Origin of the sequence: Psychrobacter sp. P11F6 (genome assembly GCF_001435295.1) — a bacterium.
Taxonomy (GTDB): domain Bacteria; phylum Pseudomonadota; class Gammaproteobacteria; order Pseudomonadales; family Moraxellaceae; genus Psychrobacter.
The window spans coordinates 187,290-207,126 of record NZ_CM003594.1; the positions used below are offsets into that span (position 1 = coordinate 187,290).

Below are 19,837 nucleotides of genomic sequence, written 5' to 3' on the forward strand. Positions count from 1 at the left end.
TATTTCAGTTTTTCTGTCATCAAAATTATCTGTATTCGTTTACGCTGGTACAGCACCTTGTGTCGCTAGCCACTGTTGAATCTCTTTAACTTTAATAGCTAACAATTCTTCATTGCCACGACTTTCAATATTTAACCTGATCAGTGGTTCTGTATTTGAGGCACGTAAGTTAAAACGCCACTCGCCAAAGTTAAGACTCAAGCCATCAAGCGTCGATTTGGTCGGATTTTCGCTGCTACATTTTTCCTCAATAGCGCTAATAATCGTTGGCGCATCATTTGTTGTGAGCCGAAAGTTAAGCTCGCCTGAACTTGGATAGGCTTGAATATAGCCAGTAACCAATTCTGATAGAGTTTTTCCGGTGACAGACAATAGCTCAATGGTGAGCAGCCATGGAATCATGCCGCTATCGCAATAGAAAAAGTCACGGAAATAGTGGTGGGCAGACATCTCGCCGCCATAAACAGCGCCAGAGTCACGCATGACTTGCTTAATAAATGAATGTCCAGATTTACTGATGACAGCCTTACCGTTATGCTCTTTAATCACGGCTTCAGTATTGTAAATGACACGTGGATCGTAAACGATTGACTCATTCTGCCCTTGGTGTTGATACTTATTCAAAAATGCTTGAGCAAGCATCCCAACGATATAGCTACCATCAATAAACTCACCATGTTCATCGAATAAAAAGCAGCGATCAAAGTCACCATCAAAAGCAATACCAAGGTCGGCTTTATTTTCCAAAACAGCTTGTTGAGTCGCCACTCTATTGGCTTCAATCATTGGATTAGGGATGCCGTTAGGGAAGCTACCATCTGGTGTATGATGCAGTTTAATCACTTCAATTGGCGCACCAGCTTGTGCAAGCTTTTCAATCAACAAGTCAACCACAGGCCCTGCACTGCCATTGCCTGAGTTAATCAATAATTTGAGGGGTTTGAGCTTATCGGTATCAATAAAAGTCATGACATGATCGACATAAGCGCTTTTATCAGTTAATAATTGCAACGTTCCTGATCGGTTTTTAGTGATAAATTGCCCAGACTCTGCCAATGCTTGAATCTCTGCCAAACCATCATCGCCACTGATCGGCTTTGAGTGTTCCTTAACCAATTTTAAGCCGTTATAGTTGATAGGGTTATGGCTGGCAGTCACCTCAATACCACCCAACGCCTGATAATAACTGGTGGCAAAATACACCTCTTCTGTACCGCTCATGCCCAAGTCAATCACATCGACACCAGCATCTACAATACCAGCGATGGTCGCTTGTTTTAATTGCTCGCTTGAATGGCGAATGTCACTACCAATAACGATGGCAGGTTTTAGATTTAGCATATCATTGTCATGAGCCTCAACCGCCGTACCATAACGCTGAAATAAAATCTGTGCAAAAGCACGACCAATACGGTAAGCAATGGCTTCGTTTAGATTTACCCCCAGCTCGCCGCGAATATCATAAGCTTTGAATGAATCAATAATAATGGGATTAAATGCAGTTTCTGGCTGATAACGAATGGTCGCAGACGTAGACATAATGATAAAATTCCTTGCGCGTGTGCAATGATAAAATAATAAAGCAGATAGCACGATTATAAGCCAATCAAGGTTCAATGATACACTAAGCGTTCAATGATGAATAAGACACGCAGCAATCATTATTGATTAAATTTATATTAACCTACCAGATAAAATAATAAACGAAACGAGTATCCCTTATGAGCAATCAAGACAATAAAATAGTAGCGCCTACGCCAGCACAAGGAACGCCAACTGCTAGTGGTGAATTAGACGATTTATTGGCTTTAATGGCACGGCTACGTGTTGACTGTCCGTGGGATAAAAAACAAACCAATCACAGCCTAATTTCCTATGCGATTGAAGAAGCCTATGAGCTAGGCGAAGCGGTACAAAGTAATGACGATGAAGATATCAAAGGCGAGCTAGGCGATGTGCTGCTGCAAGTGGTGTTTCATTGTCAGATGTATGCGGAGCAAGGTCGCTTTGATATGAGAGATGTCATAGCAACTTTACAAGAAAAGCTGATTCGTCGTCATCCGCATGTGTTTGAAGCCGAAACTTTAAAGGACGATGCAGCAGTAAAATTACGCTGGGATGAGATCAAAGCAGAAGAGCAGCAAGCGCGCGAGGCACGAGGCAAACCAAAACGTCGTTTAGACAATACCAAAGCGGGCAGTGCGCTCATGCAAGCGCAAGATGTGCAAAAACAGGCGTCAAAGTTAGGGTTTGACTGGGAGGGCGTTGGCGGTGCTTTTGATAAGCTAGATGAAGAGATTGCCGAGTTAAAGGCTGAATTGATAGATAAATCAAAAGACGCTGCTGAATATGACATAAGCAAAGCCAATATTAGTGATATTGAAAAAGAGCTGGGTGATTGTATGTTTGCGCTCGTCAATGTCGCCCGTAAACTCAATCTTGATGCCGAAGCAGCCACCTTAACGTGTGTGCATAAATTCAAATCACGCTTTGGTTATATTGAAGAACAGTTAGCTGCGGCTGGCAAGCGTTTAGAGGATAGTGATATTAACGAGATGGATGCGTTATGGGAAGCGGCGAAACAACATGAACGATCGTCATGAACGCTTATCATAAGGCCTCGTTTGTTAGCTTGGTCAATATGGCTGTTTTCAGTCTAATATTGGCGGTTTTTATGTTGAAAAGTGTTCAAGCTGCGCCCTGTTTTGATAATCCTCAAAGGGCTTATGAATATCTATTGGCGCAAGAAAGTGCCAAAATACAGGTACGTGACCAAGCCACCATTAATATCAATCGTGCTAGTGAAGGTGAGCTCGTTTCGCTAAATGGTATCGGCAGCAGCAAAGCCCAAGCGATTATTTTATATCGTGAGATGTTTGGTGATTTTAAGACAGTGGATGAGTTAGCAAAGGTCAAAGGTATTGGTGCAAAAACGGTTGAGAAAAATCGAGGACGTTTACGCGTACAAGATTAAGGGCAGTATTTTGCTTTAATTAACCCCAATATTGACAAAATAGCACGTAAGTATCAGTCATAACACACCTACTAGGCGCAAAATTTGTTAAACTAGCAGGTACATCCGCCTGATAAACGCTGTGTTCATCAGGGGTGGTTAAAGAATACCGGCGAGGAGTAGATGCATGGCCGAGCGTGCCGCCAAGCAGTTAGAACTGAATAAATCTGAATTACCCAATTCCATTACTGAAGTGATTGCCACCTTAAACCGAGCTGGGTTTGATGCCTATATCGTCGGTGGCGGTGTGCGTGATACCTTATTGAGTTTACGTCCAAAAGACTTTGACGCTGTCACTGATGCCAAGCCGCATGAGATCAAAGACGTCTTTGGCAAGCGCTGCCGCATTATCGGTCGCCGCTTTCAGTTGGCGCACGTGTATTCAGGCCGTGAGTTGATTGAGGTTGCTACCTTCCGTGGTCCACCAACCAATGATGCTAGTACCAATCAAGACGGTATGATCCTACGTGATAATGTTTGGGGTGATATCAAACAAGACTTCTCTCGTCGTGATTTTTCTATTAATGCGCTTTATTATCAACCACTTAAAGGCGTGGTTCATGATTTTTGCGGTGCGCTTGACGACATTGATAATAAAATCATTCGTCTGCTCGGGCATGCGCCAGTGCGTATCGAAGAAGATCCAGTACGTTTGTTGCGTGCTTTACGTTTCAAAGCCAAACTCGGTTTTGAGTTTGATGACGAGTTAGCTGATCAGTTTCATGATGGCAATTGGGCACTGCTTGAGCAAATATCACCGCATCGTCTCTATGATGAAACCCAGAAAATGTTTACCGGTGGTTATCTGGTGCCATTATTGCCGCTATTGTTTGAGTCGGGGGCGATTGATAGCTTAATCATCTACCCACCATCTGAGCCAAGTGCACTGGTCAATCAAGTCGCTATTAATACCGACAAACGTATTGCTGCGGGCAAAAGTATCAATCCGGCGTTCTTTTATGCCGCGCTATTATGGGAAAACTATCTGCATCAGTTGGCAAAAGCCAAGAAGCGCAATATGCCGTTTGCTGAAGCGCAAATGCACGCCGCTGGTAAAGTAATTGATCGTCAACGTATCAAGACCGCGATTCCTAAATTTGCAGAGCAGTTTATCCGTGATATCTGGATATTGCAGCCAAGACTTGCCGCCCCGCGTAGCAAACAAATCGTCCAACTCTCTGAGCATCCACGTTTTCGCGCAGGTTTTGACTTTTTATTATTGCGTGAGCAATGCGGTGATGCTGAGCATCCGTTATCAGAGTCGACCAATGGTATGGGCGATTGGTGGCAGACCTATCAGACATTGTCTGAACGAGAGCAGCAGCAAGCCATTGATGATTTTGATGAAAATATTCGTCGCGGTGCCTATAAAAAAGGGCAACAAGCGCAGCGTGGTCGTGGGCGTAATCATCAAAATTCAGAGTCAAATAGCCTCGATCACTCAATATCTCATCAAAAAAATACCAAGCACAGCAAAGCCAATGATACTGCTGAGCAGGGTAGGAATGATCAGAATATGGTAAATGACCCGTCAAATATTCCAGCACGCCGTCGCCGCGCTGTCAGTCAATCAGCCTCTGTTAAGCAATCTGGTGGCAATAACAACAAGCACTATGAATCGCAGCAAGTAAGTCAAGACAGCCATGAGCTTGCTCAGTTACGACTGCTATCCCTTGCCAATAGCAGCAACCAAGCGGCAAATAAACGCCATCATTCCAAGCCTGCACCACTCTTTGTAATTGAGCATGAAAAAGTCGTGCCGCCATTACAGAAGCAGCTATCAAATGGCGATAAGCCTGATAGACGTCAAGGGACAGCGCAGAAAAAACCTGCTCAGAAGAATGTATCGGCTGAGAAAGCGCTAAAAAATCAGGATGCCAGTTCTGATGCCAACTCTTATAGTAGTAAGGCTGACAGTAAACCTGATCGCCCAAATCAAGCTCAGCAACCAAAAGCAACACAGTCAGAGGTTATGCCTTCATCTGTGGCTCGCTCGGTAGCAAGATCGCCATCGCTCGTCATTATGAATAACGAGCCGATACCGCATAAGCGTCGCCGTCGTCAGCCGAGTGTAGAGAGTATAAATCTCGCTAGTAACACAGAGACGCAAGTAACGACTAACAACGATATTAAAGCTGCAGCAAAGTATGCAAAAAAAGCACCTAAGCCCCCAGCCCAGCCTACTGATAAAACAGATATTCCGGCTAAAAAAACGGCTGAGCGCAAAAAAGTGGCGAAGGTTGCGACACCTGCAAGCACTAAAAAACCAGCCAAAGCGACAGAAGCAAAGTCTGCTAAAACCAGCCAAGCTGCTAACGGCAATGTTGGTATGAGTAGTGTAAATGACAATAAAGGCCCTATCCCATCGAAACGTCGCCGTCGCCAACCTAGTACTGACAATGTCTAATATTACTGACGATGCGGGCAACGCGAATTGGGTAACCTGCTACGTAGGTTTGGGTAGCAATTTGTCTAACGACTTGGGTTCACCAGTAGAACATTTGCAGCAGGCAATCGCCGCGATGCAAGAGCATAAGCAAATACGTGCGGTTCGTGTTTCTTCGTTTTATGCTTCAGCGCCTATGGGGCCGCAAGATCAGCCTGATTTTGTTAATGCCGTCGCTGGGTTTGAGACGATATTGCCGCCTTTTGAGTTGCTTGCCTACTGTCAACAGTTAGAAAAAGAGGCTAAGCGTGCACGAATACGGCGTTGGGGTGAGCGTAGTTTGGATGTCGATATTCTGTTATACGGTGAGGCGCAAATCACTGAGCCACAATTAACCGTACCGCACGCTGGATTGTTTGAGCGTAATTTTGTCTTATTACCACTGCGAGAGTTAGCTCCAGCGCTTATCATTGCTAGCAAGTCGATAGATGACTATCCGCCTAGCAAAGATTGGACAGGCTTAAAATTACTGTAGCCAATCTATTATAAAAGAGTGAAAACGCTTACCTCTTTTAAGGTGAATCACCTATACCAAACGATTGCTAAAAATTTTGATCACAATCAGAATAATAGCTAAAGGTACTAAAGGTTAATCGAGGATCATATGACGACGTTATCTACTTTAAAAAAATTTAAAAAAGACGGCACCAAGTTCACTTGCTTAACGTGCTATGACTCGATGTTTGCACGCATGATGGAAAAAGCAGAGATTGATACGATTTTAATCGGTGACAGTTTGGGCATGGTGGTGCAAGGTCATGACTCAACGTTACCCGTGACTGTCAATGATATGGCTTACCATACGGCCAATATTGCCCGTAGCAATAAACACGCGCTGATTTTGGCTGACCTACCATTTATGAGTTATGTCACCCTACCAGAAGCAGTTGCCAATAGTCGCCAGCTGATGCAGGCGGGCGCGCATGTGATTAAGATTGAAGGTGGTAGTGAGCTTTGCGATTTAATCACGACTTTGGCGCAAGCAGGGACGCCTACTTGTGTGCATTTAGGATTAACACCGCAATCAGTCAATGTGTTTGGTGGTTATAAAATCCAAGGTCGTGGTGACGAAGCGGCTGATAAATTGCTTGCTGATGCGAAAGCAGTCGTTGCGGCAGGTGCTGCGCTGCTAGTGTTAGAGTGCGTACCTGCTGAGCTTGCAAAAGTAGTGACGGAAGCCGTCGCAGTACCAGTTATTGGGATTGGTGCTGGTGCGGATACGGATGGTCAAGTGTTGGTCATGCATGACATGCTAGGTATGACGCACGGCCGTGTCCCGCGCTTTATTCATGACTTTTTGACCGATGAGCGTAATAGCCCGCGCAGTATCGAAGGCGCATTTGCCCTTTACCAGCAGTCAGTACGTGAAGGCAGCTTCCCAACCGAGCAGCACCAGTTTAGCTAACATTTTAGTTTTTACGATTATCAGTAGAAGAATAGTTAACCATGCCAATCATTCATCATCACATCTCCGCATTGCGTACGACTTTACAGTCTTATCGTGGACAAAAAACTGACAATCAAGATGGCCCACAGCGTATCGCTTTAGTGCCAACGATGGGCAATCTGCATGCTGGTCATCTTGAATTAGTAAAAATAGCCAAGCAACATGCTGATATCGTGGTGGTTAGTATTTTTGTCAACCCTACTCAATTTGGCGCGGGAGAGGACTTTGATAGTTATCCTCGCACGCTTGATGAGGATGTCGCTAAGCTAGCATCAGTCGATACTGATTATGTGTTTGCGCCCAGTATTGAAGAGATGTACCCTGTCTTACCGCCGCCGACTTCCGTTCTCGCGGGAGCTATTACCACTCAATTATGTGGTCAATCACGCCCTGGGCATTTTGACGGTGTTGGTATTGTCGTCTCTAAACTGTTCAATATCGTACAACCGGATATTGCTGTTTTTGGCCAAAAAGACTATCAACAATTAGCGATTATTAAGCAATTGGTACGTGATTTAAGTTATCCGATTGAAATTATAGGGGCACCTATTGTCCGCGCTGTAGATGGTTTGGCACTCTCATCGCGTAACCAATATTTAAGTGCTACTGAGCGTGAGGCAGCACCTGTTATCCATCAAGCGCTACAATATTTAGCAAAGCAGTTAGAGAGAGGCGAACAGAGCCAACAAGTTGTTCAGTCGTTGCTAGCAGAAACGCATCAGCGTATTACGGATGCTGGCTTCATTATTGATTATTTAGACATTAAAACCGATACGCTAGAGTCACTCACTAATGATACTGTAACTTTTAATGCAGAAAACAAGAATTTGATGATTTTAGTCGCTGCTTGGCTGGGACGTGCACGTTTGTTAGACAATCAATTGGTGACGGTGGATCAATCGTTGTGACATAGTAATTTGCAGGATGCAATGACTAGAATGGGTGAATCATGGATGTGAGTCAGGGTGAAAATAACAGTCAATCTGAGCAGGCAGCGTGTAAAATAGCAACCGACAAGCTCAGTATCCTAGTGGTATCAGGGCGTTCAGGCTCAGGTAAAACCTCAGTATTAAATATCTTAGAAGATTTAGGATATTATTCTATTGATAACTTACCGTTATCCTTATTGCCGGATGCTGCGCATAAATTGGTCAATGAAAGTGGGATTCGTCGTATTGCGCTTGGTGTTGATATTCGAACACCGCGAGCGGATCTATCCAACTTTGCAGAGATGCATGCATCTTTAAAGAAAACATACGGGGCGCATGCGGTAAAAGTGGTGTATGTGACCGCGCAAGAAAGCACTTTGATAGCACGTTTTAATGCGACACGCCGCGTACATCCGCTGATGTCACAGGATATTGATAGTGACAATGCCAAGCACATTGCTTTTAATCTACCTGCCGCGATTAAAAAAGAAGTGGAGCTGTTAGAGCCTATCGCAGGTCATGCCGATATCAGAATTGATACCAGCAATTTGAATATTCATCAATTGAAAGACAGCTTGCGTGAACATGTCGGCGTGGACAATCAGATTGTGATTAATCTGCTGTCTTTTGGCTTCAAATATGGCAGTCCTATTGATGCAGATTTTGTCTTTGATGTGAGAATTTTGCCGAATCCGCATTGGAACCCTAAATTGCGTACTTCGACAGGTCTAGACACGGAAGTTGCCGCATTCTTTGCAGACTATCCAGAAGTGGCTGAGATGACTGATGATATAGATAAGTTTTTAACCCGTTGGTTACCCGAATTTTTACACAATAACCGCCATACAGTGACAGTGGCTATTGGCTGTACTGGTGGTAAGCATCGTTCAGTATTCATCACCGATAATTTACAACGTCGTCTTGCCGATGTTATGCCGCAAAGTATAAAAGTGCTGGCGAAACATCGTGAAAAAAATCGTTGGTAGTTATTGGTAAACACTGGGGCATATCTTCATTTTTATGACTATTCCTAAAATGAGGATATGCCCCTGTTAATTTTATTATTTATTATTTTGGAAAGCTTTTATGATTGACTGGAAAGAACAGGATATGCGCGTCTCGCGCACTGAACTCAAAAAAGCCCATGAGCGCTTGCAGAAGTTGTCGATACCACTTGCCAGCTTATCGAAAAAGCAGCTCAAAAATCTGCCAGCCAGTGACTATTTTATGGCAGAACTCATGGCATTGGCCGATATCACCAGCGCTAATGCTCGTATTCGCCAAACCAAGCGCGTTGGTAAGCTGATTAGTGAAGAAAACCGCCACGAATTGGTAAAAGCATTATTTGATGCGTTTTTCCCTAAAGAACAGGTCTCAAAAATAGAAAGTTGGTTTGAGCGTTTAAATATTAATGATGAAGGGACGCTTAAGCAGTTCGTTAAACAATACCAAGCATCTGAACAAAATAGTATGTATCAATTACTATTATGGATTGAATACGCCAAACATACCCAAGATGATGAGCTGATGGCAGAGTCTAAAGCAGATTTAGCCAGTTATATTCGTGAAGTCACTATTTTGTCGCAATTGAAAAAAGAAAAGTAATAAGATGATAGCGGCTAAATAACTTTGACCACTATTTATTTATACAATATCTCCACTTATAAACTAAAGTAGTCTGCAAATAAAAAAGCCAATCATCACGTGATTGGCTTTTTTATGGGTGAGAGCATTTATGTCCAAATGACACTTGTAGATAAACGCTAGTCCCTAATTTATAACGGTACTTAATTTATATTAGGGCGTGTCCTCAATTCAATCGATAGTTATCTAAATGGGTTAAAAATGGCTAAATCTTGCCAAACGGCGTCAAATAGCTGACTAATATCTCGATATTATCTGCGCTATTTTCCTTGTTTGACTGCAATTTATCTCATTTTTATCGCCATTTTTAAAATGAGGACACGCCCTAGTACTTAACCTATTTCTTTTCAGCACGCACTTTGTCAACCAAATAGTCAACGACTTTAGGTACAGTGGCGCTTTCACCAGTGACAACGTATTTGCCTTGCACGACGACTGCTGGCACACCAGAGAGCTGATAACGCTTAGCGCCTGCTTGTGAACGACCAATTTTCGTGCCAACGGCGAATGAATTATAAAGGCTATTGAATTTCTTCTCATTAACGCCTTTCGATGCATACCATTTGCTTAATGATGATTGGTCAAAGATTTTCTTACCATCTTTGTGAATGGCATCAAATAGCGCGTCATGAGTCTTGTCTTCAAACCCTAGCAGCTGAGCGGCATAGAAACCACGAGCGTTGGCTTCCCAGACAGGGTTAAGCGCTGCTGGCGTTTTGAAAAAGGCAACGTCTTTGTCTTTGTTTTTAGCCCATTTTTCCATATGTGGGTTAAGAACGTTACAATGCGGGCAACCATACCAAAAAAACTCACGAACAATGATAGCATCACCGCTGATTTTTTCTGGATTGTCTAGCACGCGATAGTCTTTTCCGGCGACATAGTCGGCAGCTTGTGCGCCCATAGTGGCAAGTCCAATGGCCATGGCCAGACCAGTCAGTGTGATGACACGTTTCATACTTTATCCTTGAGGTGTGAAAACTTAGGGTTTGTTGAGATGTTTTAGTATCGTATGGTTTTGGGTATAGCGCACAGGTTTTTAAAGTGCCCAAACGAGACAGCGTCGAGTATAATCGAACTATAGTGACGTATCGACTATAATAACGTATCGACTATAATAACGTAAAACATGGTCGCTTGTGAATCCGATTCTTAACTAATGGTTGTAAAGCTGTGAGCCATTATTTAAGGCTTATTTCACCGTGTTTTTTGGAGTTTTTTTAAGCGTTTTATTATTTAGGTTTTAAGCTGTTTGAAGTATCTATCCTCTAAAAAAACGGTACAGAAAATATGAACGTTTGCTAAAAGTATTCACAATCGGTGACGATGTACTCACGACAAAGCTGCCGCTCTCATGCTAATATTAGGTACATAATTGTGCACTGTATATGATTACAACGATAATGACAATAAAGGAAAAATGCAATGAGCTTAGCTCCATCTTCCTCGCCTTCTTTGAATAAGCAAGCAAACAGCAGTCTTGATGATACAACGGCTACCGCCATTAATGTAGATCCTAGCGAAGTCGACAAGTTTAATAAGTTGGCAAGCGAATGGTGGAGTAAGACGGGTGCATTTGCGACTTTGCATGAAATAAATCCACTGCGTTTAAATTGGATAGAAGACAACGTCAAGCGCAGTTATCAAAATGACAGTGCTGATACGGACATTCATAAAACGGCTGAAACAGGCTTGGCTGGAAAAAAAGTGCTCGATGTCGGCTGTGGCGGCGGTATATTGTCAGAGTCTATGGCACGTCGCGGTGCGGATGTGACAGGGATTGATTTGGGTACCGAAAATCTAAAAGCGGCAGCGCTGCATGCAAAGCAAAGCGCTTTACATGAGACGTTGCGCTATCAGCATATCCCAGTAGAAGAATTAGCCAAAACTCATGCAGGTCAGTTCGATGTGGTGACTTGCATGGAGATGCTCGAGCATGTGCCTGATCCCAGCTCGATTGTACAGGCGTGTTTTGAGTTATTGGCACCAGGCGGTGTTTGCGTGCTATCGACGATCAATCGAAATCCTAAATCATATCTATTTGCCATCGTTGGGGCAGAGTATGTATTGCGCTTGCTCGATCGCGGCACTCATGACTATGCCAAATTTATTACGCCAGCCGAATTAGATAAAATGGCAATTGATGCTGGATTCACACGTCAAGATATCATTGGCTTGCATTATAATCCGCTGACCAAGCGCTATTGGCTGGCTCAAAATGTCGATGTCAATTACATGATGGCAGTACACAAGCCACTGGCTTAAGCTGAATGCCGTATTTGGTTGTTTTCATGCCATACTATTTCACTCAACACCTTATCTATATTAAGAGCATTCACTATGAGCCAATTTGTAAAAGCGGTTTTATTTGATCTCGATGGGACATTAATCGATACGGCTGCTGATTTTGTCCGTATTATCGGTAAAATGAGCCGCCAAAATGATTGGCAAGCACCGCCTGAAACAGAAATTCGCGAGCAAGTTTCTGCTGGTGCCTCAGCGATGGTACAGTTGATGCTACGTCATAATGATCAAATTGAGGTTAGCGAAGAAGCTTTGCAGGAGTTTCGCCAACAGTTTTTAGATGATTATGAAGCTGAGATATGCGTCGATAGTTGTGTGTTCGCTGAATTAGAAGACGTGTTGACTGCTCTTGAAGAAAAAGGGGTGCCATGGGGTATTGTGACCAACAAGCCGCGTTATCTGGCAGAGAAGTTACTAGACAAGATGCAGTTAGACGGGCGCTGTTCTGCTTTGGTCTGTCCTGATGATGTGTCTCGCTCAAAACCTGACCCAGAGCCTATGTATGCGGCGTTAGAGAAGCTTGGTATCCCTCGCGGCGCCGCTGAAAGCGTGATTTATGTTGGCGATCATATCCGTGATATCGAAGCTGGTAATGCCGCTGGCATGCCGACGATTTTAGCTGCTTATGGTTATATTCCGCCTGAAGATCAAAAAAACCTGAAGAAATGGGGCGCAGATTATATTACTGATACGCCTGAGCAATTAAATAAACTGTTGCTCTCTTCTGGTAAATTTGACTATTTATAAATCAAATTATAAATCGAGTCCGCCACACTCTATGTTTTTAAAGAAACACGATAAATACTTAGCATCCCAACTATTAAACGATAAGCAGTGAGCAATGCCATGAGTGACAATATTAATCAGTCGGCTAATCAGCAAGACCACCAAAAAACCGTTCAAAGTCTAACTCAACCGTTAACTCATAACGATATTCGCAACTTTGTGCCATCTGATAATTGTTTAGATGGTAAGACTATTTTGGTCACGGGGGCAGGTGACGGTATCGGCCGCGTTGCCGCGCTGACTTATGCTCGCTATGGAGCGACAGTCCTGTTATTGGGACGTACCAGCAGCAAGCTTGAATATGTTTATGATGAGATTGAAAGTCTTGGCGGCAAACAGCCTGCCATGCTACCGATGAATCTAGAAGGAGCAACTTATGCTGAGATGCAGCAGTTAGAGGGGTTGATTAATAAAGAAGTCGGTCAGCTCGATGGTATCTTGCACAATGCGGGCATGCTTGGGCAGCTAACCCCACTTGAGATGTATGACGTCGATACTTTTGCACAAGTTATGAAGGTGAACTTTACCTCGACGTTTATGCTCACCCAAGCACTGCTACCACTACTTAAAGATGCTGAGAATGGCTCTATTGTTTTCACCTCTAGCACGGTCGGTACACATCCTCGCGCGTTCTGGGGTGCTTATGCGCTGTCCAAGCAAGCCGTAGAAGGCATGAGTGATATCTTTACCCAAGAGACGCAGAATACGACTAATTTACGTTTTAACTGTGTCAATCCTGGTGGCACTCGTACCAATATGCGCGCCCATGCTTATCCAGGAGAGAATCCTATGAGCCTAAAAACGCCTGAAGATATCATGGCAGGCTATGTTTGTTTGATGAGTGATGCCAGTATCGGGGTACGCGGGCAAGTGGTTGAGCTCCAGCCAAAAGATTAGCCATATGATTTTTTGCTAGGAAATGTCATTATTTAGCGCATTTATTCGCATACTTTCAGGTTGATAGCACGCCCTAATAGGTTGCAATCAATCATAGATAACCCCATCTATTTGTTATTAAAGCGATTTGTAATATCTAATGATAATAAATAGGATGGGATTATGGCAGGTGGTTGGTCAAGAGATGGTGCTGAGCATGAGCAAATGGATGCAACGGTAAATGATGCATTAGAGCGGGCAAGACGTGCGTTGCCGACCGGCATCAGTGCCGAGATGTGTGATGAATGCGGCAAGCCTATTCCAGAAGCACGGCGGTTAGCAGTGCCTGGTATTCAGCATTGCGTCAGCTGTCAGACAGAACTTGAACAAGAGGCGAGAGCCGCTGAGTTGTTTAACCGGCGCGGTAGCAAAGACAGTCAATTACGTTAAAAAAGAAAAAGGGTAGACATTGCTGTTTTATATAGCAATGTCTGCCCTTTTTTTGTCTATTACTATATAACCAGTGCCATTAGTTCACGGTCGCAGGTATCCCAATCGATAGAAGGTAGCGTCTCTATAGAAGATAAAAATGCTGTCTTGTCTTTTTCTTCTGAGCGGTCGCTTGCTTCTAATGCTGTATTATTGTCGTTATCACTGTCTTCATGCAACTGCAAGATAATCTCTAGCCGACTATCAACTTGTGCATCAAATGTACTGGTGGTTAAGCTGTCAGCGGTAAAATTGATTTGTAGCCAGCCGTCAGAGGTATGTACCACCCCTTTAATACGTTGCCAGTTTGGCAGGTTTAATAACCAATTCTGTAAATCATCTGCTTTTAATATGTATTCTGCTGGTAGCCGCCAACCTGCTAGTAGAATATCTTGCTGTTTTTCATGATAGCGGTAAGGTAGCTCAATATCTGTATCAGTCTGCGCATTATCTCTATCTGTAAACGCGTTGGATGACAAGGCGGTTGATAGGGCATTACTCTGCGATGGCAAATTAATAATCGATTTCTGAGCATGAGCGATATTGACGGTGCGTTGTTTTGAGATCACGTGACTGGGCTTGGTTAGCTGGGTGTTCAGCTCTAACATGTTTGATTCTGATAGATGGGTATGGGATAGGTTTGCGATATCAGGCGCGGCTTGTGGAAATGCTGCCCAAATAATTTTTACCTGTGCATTTAGCTTGGCTATCCATTGTTGCATCGCTTGTTTTTCGTTATCACTTAGTTGCGCGTAGCGATTAATGACCAACACATCAGCATCACGGACATGCGCTTGAAAACCATCATGATAGCGATATTTGTCTTGCTGCCATTGTATGCCACTAAGCACAGTGATTACTGCCTGCATATTGAGCGCTGTTTGCCAATGCGGTGCGCTGAGCTGCATGATAAGCTCACGTGGATGAGCAAGTCCTGTAGGTTCAATGAGCAACCGCTGTGGATGATGCTCACTAAGCAGCCGACTGATAGCAATTTGTAACGGCAGCTGACTGGTACAACAAATACAGCCACCACTGACCTCTCTTATCGCAATTTTATCTTGCTCAGCCATACCATCTTGCGAGCTTGCCAACAGCGCACCATCAATACCGATACGACCAAACTCATTAATCAGTAGTGCCCAGCGCTCATCGGCAGGTTTAATAGCAAGCAGCTGATTAATCACGGTGGTTTTGCCAGCACCCAAAAACCCTGTCACCAAAGTGCAGGGTATGTTTTGAAAAATAATAGATGGTTTCAAAGTAGTCTCAGAGATACGCCAAGTCTGCTAGCAAGCGTAAATATCAATCATGCTAGCAGAAAATGAGGCTAAGCAAGTGTGTTAAGTGAATACGTAAAGCAAAGACTATTCGCTTTTAACGGTTTCTACTTCGGCTTCGTCAGGAACGAATACATAGCCTACCCCCCAAACGGTTTGGATGTAACGTGCCTGTGACGGATTGTCTTCAATCAAACGGCGCAAACGTGATACTTGTACATCGATAGAACGCTCCATCGCACCCCATTCACGACCACGCGCAAGGTTCATTAGCTTGTCACGAGTTAATGGCTCACGTGGATGCTGCACTAAAGCTTTCAATACTGAAAACTCACCTGTCGTTAAGGTAACGACATTGCCATCACGTTTGAGTGTACGAGTCGATAAATCGAGCGTCCACGGTCCAAATTCAACCACTTCAAGCTGATGGCTTGGTGCACCAGGCAGTTCGCGATTTTGACGGCGTAGTACGGCCTTGATACGTGCCAATAGCTCTTTTGGATTAAATGGTTTTGGCAGATAATCATCCGCGCCTGCTTCAAGACCAGCGATACGATCGGCATCACCTCCTTTTGCGGTAAGCATGATGATAGGAATGTCACCGTTGTCTTCACGTAGACGCTTGCAAATACTGATGCCGTCTTCACCTGGTAGCATCAAATCAAGGACTACCAAAGAGAACAGTTCGCGCTGCATCAGCTTATCCATCTGACTGCCATCATGAGCCGTACGGACGACAAAACCGTCGTCTTCCAGAAAGCGCTGTAATAAAGAGCGTAAACGTGCATCATCATCGACGACTAAAATACGCTGATTCAAAGTATCGGGGCTGTTATTATCGGTCATACAGGCATCCTCTTATAAAAATTATTATTAGTAAAACAATAGGTAAAAATAAGGTAGTGCATAAAAGTAATGTCGTTACTTTCGGGTCAATCCATAGCCTAGCAAAAACGGTATAAAATTTTAAAACATTTGTTCAATACAGCAGTACTTAGCAATATTTGTAATATTGATACTTTAGTGTATAAGATTGCAGGCCCAATTGCATCATCGATAAAGAAAAATGCTGTATGCGTTTGTTTAACAAATCGACAGAACCTATGATATGAGAAGATTTTTGCCATAAAACAAGCGATAAATAACGAAAAGATAAAAAGGATTTTTATTCATGCAGCTTTTGCTATAATGCAAAACTACATTTCTCAACGATTGATACGTATATGAGTAGCACTGATACCTTAACGCCATCTCAAACCTCGACAAATGCACAGGTTTTGGATGCAACCACACACGCGAATATTCACGACAAGCTTGCTCGCGCGCTTGGCATTAAGACTGCTCAAGTCAATGCGTTTGTCAAACTTTACGATGAAGGCGCGACTGTTCCGTTTATTGCCCGTTATCGTAAAGAAAAGACCCAGAATCTTGACGATGCGCAATTGCGAGCTCTAGAAAAGTCACTGAATTATGAACGTGACATGGCAACCCGTCGCCTTAAAATCACTGAGCTGCTCAGCACGCAGGGCAATCTAACAGATGAGCTTCAGACGCGTATCGATAATGCGACGTCGAAACTTGAGTTGGAAGACATCTACTTGCCGTACCGCCCGCGTCGCCGTTCGCCTGCGGCCAAAGCACGTGCCGCTGGTCTTGATGTGGCAGCGCAAGCAGTCTTGACACAAGAAGTCACTCCTACTGCTGCGCTTGCTGACTATCAAGTACCATCTAGCATCACCGATGATAGTGGTAATGAGATCGAAGTCGATTTTAGTGATATCGACAAGCAATTGGCTGGTGTACAAGCCATCATCGTTGATGAATGGACGCAGGATTTGGCTTTACTAGACAACTTGCGCAGTGGCTTTGCCAAGACTGCCAATATTGTGTCTGGCGTTGCCAGCGAGGAAAAACGTGAAGTCGGTGAGAAATTCAAAGATTACTTCGAGCATAGCGAAAGCCTTGCGCGTTTGCCGAATCACCGTTTATTAGCGATGCTACGTGGTCGTCAAGAAAACGTCTTAGGTCTAAAAATAGAAGGCGAAGACACACCCTTTATTGAAAAAATTATTAAACATTTTGAGCTTGATGCCAAAGCACCTGCTGAGCGCCGTGAGTTTCTAGTAGAAGCCGCGACCAGTTTATGGAAAGACAAATGGCGTCCGCATATCGAACATCGTTTGTTGACGGAAAAACGTCTGACCGCCGAAGCGGATGCGATTGACGTATTTGCCAATAACTTACAGCATTTATTAATGTCAGCGCCTGCTGGTCGCAAAGTGATTTTGGGCGTTGATCCCGGTATCCGTCATGGTGTCAAAATGGCCATCGTCGATGCTCAAGGCCATGTAATGTTAGACAGCGAAGACAAGCCAGTTGTAGCAACGGTTTATCCATTTGCGCCTGATAATAAGATGGATGAAGCCAAAAAAATCATCGATGAATTGTTAAGTACTTACAACGTTGATTTAGTCGCTATCGGTAATGGTACGGCGAGTCGTGAAACAGATGCGATGATTAAAGAGATTTTGGCTGCCAACTCCGAGTTAAACGCTAAAGCAGTTATCGTCAATGAATCAGGTGCTTCTGTCTATTCAGCCAGTGAGCTGGCCAGTGATGAGTTGGCTAATTTAGATGTTTCTGTACGTGGAGCGGTTTCCATCGCACGTCGCCTGCAAGATCCATTATCAGAGCTGGTTAAAGTCGATCCAAAAGCCATTGGCGTGGGTCAATATCAGCATGATGTCAATCAAACACAGCTAGCAGACAGCCTTGATAAAGTCACGCAAGATAGCGTAAATGCGGTTGGCGTTGATGTGAATACGGCAAGCCCTGCTATATTGGCACATATTGCTGGTTTGAATAAAAACGTTGCGCAGCAAATCGTCACCTATCGTAAAGAACATGGTGCTTTTGACAGTCGTGAATCATTGAAAAATGTTCCACGCTTAGGCGCTAAGACCTTTGAGCAAGCAGCAGGTTTCTTGCGTATTCATGGTGGGAGTAATCCCCTTGATGCTACTGGTGTGCATCCAGAAAGCTATGCGCTGGTCGATAGCTTATTGGCACAAACTGGGAAAGCATTGCCAGAAGTGATCGGTAATGACGGCGTACTAAATACGATAGATATCACTGCATTGGCAGCTAATGATGACAATATTAGTGTAACCGCTATCATCGAAGAGTTAGCCAAACCAGCACGCGACCCACGTCCTGAATTTAAAACTGCCAATTTCCGTGAAGACGTTAACAGTATTAAAGACTTAGCAGAAGGGATGCAGCTTGAAGGCGTAGTAACCAATGTGACAGCCTTTGGTTGCTTCGTTGATGTTGGCGTGCATCAAGATGGTCTGGTTCATATCTCGCAAATGGCCAATGACTTTGTCGCAGACCCGATGAACCGCGTCAAGCCCGGTGATATCGTCTCGGTCCGTGTCATCTCTATTGACGAAAAACGCGGTCGTATTGGCTTTAGTATGAAACCTGAAATCGAAAAGCCAGTACGCTCAGCAGCGAAAGCGGCTGAAAGTACTGGTAATGATGAGAAAGTCAGTCGTCCACGTAGCGATCATGCAAATAGTAAACGCCCAAACAGTAGCCGTCCAGCGGCTGATAAGCGCCCGTCGAAGTCTCGCGGTAATCGTCAGGATAAAGACCATGCTAATAATGATCGTAGCAAAGCGCCAAGGGCTGATAAAGCAGAAGCACCTAGCAAAATGGGTACGCTTGGGGCGCTGTTACAGGAAGCTGGCGTAACTAAAACCAAAAAATAGTTAATGTTAATAGTGATAAAAAAGGCAGCCATTAGGCTGCCTTTTTTATGGAATTTATTTAAAAATAGAAATTGTTAATGAACACTGATAACTGCTCAAACCTAACTCGCTGAATAACCTCTTTTCAATGATTTCAGTTAACAGCGGGGTTCATATCGTACTTTATTTCGTATTCTATAATTCTTCTGTGGCTTCTTCAGCTTCTTGTAATTCTTCTTGTGTGTCTAACGAGTCTTCTTCTTGCATCGCTTCTTCAGAATCTTGAATCAGCTCTTGTTCGGCATCCATTGCTTCTTGCTCCGCTTGAAGCTCAGTAGTCATCGGCTGTTGCTTAGCACTGTTATTAACGTTATTAGCGCTTGCTCTTGAGATAATCTGTGTCTCACTAATCTGAAATGGGCTAGATTGATTGTCTGTTGAGACATTATTTGTATTGTCACCTTCCATCTCAAGTGTGGTGGCGGTAGCCGCTGCTTGCACATCTACTGCCGCAGTATCAGCAGGTGCTGCCATAGCCAAACTTGGGATAGTGAGCGCAGCGCCAATCAGTAGCGATAAAGACAGAGTACTTTTTTTCATTAATCAATTCCTTAATTTACAATCTTATAATGTCAGTTTAAAAAATTTCAAACTTGACGCTTATGTTGCTAACTGCTGTATACAGCCGTTGCATATCACACATTCATTTAGTAATTCAAATCTATATATTTAATATATCTAACATTTAATTGGTAGACAAAATAAAATCATGATAACCATTAAGAGACTATCATGATGGATTTGGATAAAGAGCTTTATAAGCTGACCTAAATCAGTGACAAAAATCTAAAGGGGAGAATACCAATTAAAC

General features: G+C 43.6%; 18 protein-coding genes. 13 read left to right on the forward strand and 5 right to left on the reverse strand.

The features are described 5' to 3' along the window. Positions 1-39: 39 nt before the first annotated feature. Positions 40-1,539 carry a phosphohexomutase domain-containing protein gene (locus AK822_RS00790; protein ID WP_060490216.1) on the reverse strand — a complete coding sequence of 500 codons (1,500 nt, stop codon included), beginning with the start codon at positions 1,537-1,539 and terminating at the stop codon, positions 40-42. Between the two features lie 182 nt (positions 1,540-1,721). Between AK822_RS00790 and mazG the strand changes: the two genes are divergently transcribed. The 8 genes from mazG to yjgA all read left to right on the forward strand — a co-directional run bounded on the left by mazG (position 1,722) and on the right by yjgA (position 9,440). Further along, a complete protein-coding gene (mazG, locus tag AK822_RS00795) occupies positions 1,722-2,603 on the forward strand; it encodes a nucleoside triphosphate pyrophosphohydrolase (protein ID WP_060490217.1) in 882 nt (293 codons plus the stop codon). Between the two features lie 71 nt (positions 2,604-2,674). Next, positions 2,675-2,974, forward strand: a complete 300-nt coding sequence (locus AK822_RS00800; protein WP_228139043.1) for a ComEA family DNA-binding protein — start codon at positions 2,675-2,677, stop codon at positions 2,972-2,974. Positions 2,975-3,140: 166 nt separating this feature from the next. Beyond that, on the forward strand, positions 3,141-5,420 hold the full coding sequence (gene pcnB, locus AK822_RS00805) for a polynucleotide adenylyltransferase PcnB (RefSeq protein WP_060490219.1): 2,280 nt from the start codon (positions 3,141-3,143) through the stop codon (positions 5,418-5,420). Continuing rightward, positions 5,413-5,934, forward strand: a complete 522-nt coding sequence (folK, locus tag AK822_RS00810) for a 2-amino-4-hydroxy-6-hydroxymethyldihydropteridine diphosphokinase (RefSeq protein ID WP_060490220.1) — start codon at positions 5,413-5,415, stop codon at positions 5,932-5,934. Before pcnB ends, folK begins: the two co-directional genes overlap by 8 nt. 129 nt (positions 5,935-6,063) lie before the next feature. Further along, positions 6,064-6,864 carry a 3-methyl-2-oxobutanoate hydroxymethyltransferase gene (gene panB / locus AK822_RS00815; RefSeq protein WP_060490221.1) on the forward strand — a complete coding sequence of 267 codons (801 nt, stop codon included), beginning with the start codon at positions 6,064-6,066 and terminating at the stop codon, positions 6,862-6,864. 41 nt (positions 6,865-6,905) lie between these two features. Then, positions 6,906-7,814 (forward strand): pantoate--beta-alanine ligase, encoded by a 909-nt coding sequence (gene panC, locus AK822_RS00820; protein ID WP_060490222.1) that lies wholly within the window; start codon positions 6,906-6,908, stop codon positions 7,812-7,814. 41 nt (positions 7,815-7,855) lie between these two features. Beyond that, positions 7,856-8,821: an RNase adapter RapZ gene (rapZ, locus tag AK822_RS00825; protein ID WP_087945516.1), complete on the forward strand. Its 966-nt coding sequence runs from the start codon at positions 7,856-7,858 to the stop codon at positions 8,819-8,821. Between the two features lie 100 nt (positions 8,822-8,921). Next, positions 8,922-9,440, forward strand: coding sequence for a ribosome biogenesis factor YjgA (gene yjgA, locus AK822_RS00830; protein WP_045443152.1), 519 nt, complete (start codon positions 8,922-8,924; stop codon positions 9,438-9,440). Between the two features lie 376 nt (positions 9,441-9,816). On the opposite strand, the gene AK822_RS00835 is transcribed toward yjgA, so the two are convergent. After that, positions 9,817-10,437 carry a thiol:disulfide interchange protein DsbA/DsbL gene (locus AK822_RS00835; RefSeq protein WP_045443155.1) on the reverse strand — a complete coding sequence of 207 codons (621 nt, stop codon included), beginning with the start codon at positions 10,435-10,437 and terminating at the stop codon, positions 9,817-9,819. A 467-nt stretch (positions 10,438-10,904) separates the two neighbouring features. On the opposite strand from AK822_RS00835, the gene ubiG reads away from it, so the two are divergent. The 4 genes from ubiG (at position 10,905) to AK822_RS00855 (ending at position 13,895) form a co-directional block, all read left to right on the forward strand. Beyond that, complete coding sequence (ubiG, locus tag AK822_RS00840) at positions 10,905-11,744, forward strand: bifunctional 2-polyprenyl-6-hydroxyphenol methylase/3-demethylubiquinol 3-O-methyltransferase UbiG (RefSeq protein WP_060490223.1); 840 nt, start codon at positions 10,905-10,907, stop codon at positions 11,742-11,744. A gap of 75 nt (positions 11,745-11,819) precedes the next feature. After that, the gene (locus AK822_RS00845) at positions 11,820-12,530 is read left to right on the forward strand and encodes an HAD family hydrolase (protein WP_060490224.1); all 711 of its coding nucleotides are present in this window, start codon (positions 11,820-11,822) and stop codon (positions 12,528-12,530) included. Between the two features lie 99 nt (positions 12,531-12,629). Beyond that, the gene (locus AK822_RS00850; RefSeq protein WP_060490225.1) at positions 12,630-13,466 is read left to right on the forward strand and encodes a YciK family oxidoreductase; all 837 of its coding nucleotides are present in this window, start codon (positions 12,630-12,632) and stop codon (positions 13,464-13,466) included. 162 nt (positions 13,467-13,628) lie between these two features. Then, a complete protein-coding gene (locus AK822_RS00855; protein WP_045443167.1) occupies positions 13,629-13,895 on the forward strand; it encodes a DksA/TraR family C4-type zinc finger protein in 267 nt (88 codons plus the stop codon). A 62-nt stretch (positions 13,896-13,957) separates the two neighbouring features. On the opposite strand, the gene AK822_RS00860 is transcribed toward AK822_RS00855, so the two are convergent. Together AK822_RS00860 and ompR are read right to left on the reverse strand one after the other, a co-directional pair. Next, a complete protein-coding gene (locus tag AK822_RS00860; RefSeq protein WP_228139044.1) occupies positions 13,958-15,196 on the reverse strand; it encodes a CobW family GTP-binding protein in 1,239 nt (412 codons plus the stop codon). A 105-nt stretch (positions 15,197-15,301) separates the two neighbouring features. Then, positions 15,302-16,060 carry an osmolarity response regulator transcription factor OmpR gene (gene ompR, locus AK822_RS00865; protein WP_060490227.1) on the reverse strand — a complete coding sequence of 253 codons (759 nt, stop codon included), beginning with the start codon at positions 16,058-16,060 and terminating at the stop codon, positions 15,302-15,304. Positions 16,061-16,437: 377 nt separating this feature from the next. Here ompR and AK822_RS00870 point away from each other — a divergent pair, with 377 nt between their 5' ends. Further along, positions 16,438-18,987, forward strand: coding sequence for a Tex family protein (locus tag AK822_RS00870; RefSeq protein ID WP_060490228.1), 2,550 nt, complete (start codon positions 16,438-16,440; stop codon positions 18,985-18,987). A gap of 174 nt (positions 18,988-19,161) precedes the next feature. Here AK822_RS00870 and AK822_RS00875 read toward each other — a convergent pair whose 3' ends face one another. Further along, positions 19,162-19,566 (reverse strand): hypothetical protein, encoded by a 405-nt coding sequence (locus AK822_RS00875; protein ID WP_087945517.1) that lies wholly within the window; start codon positions 19,564-19,566, stop codon positions 19,162-19,164. Positions 19,567-19,837: the final 271 nt, after the last annotated feature.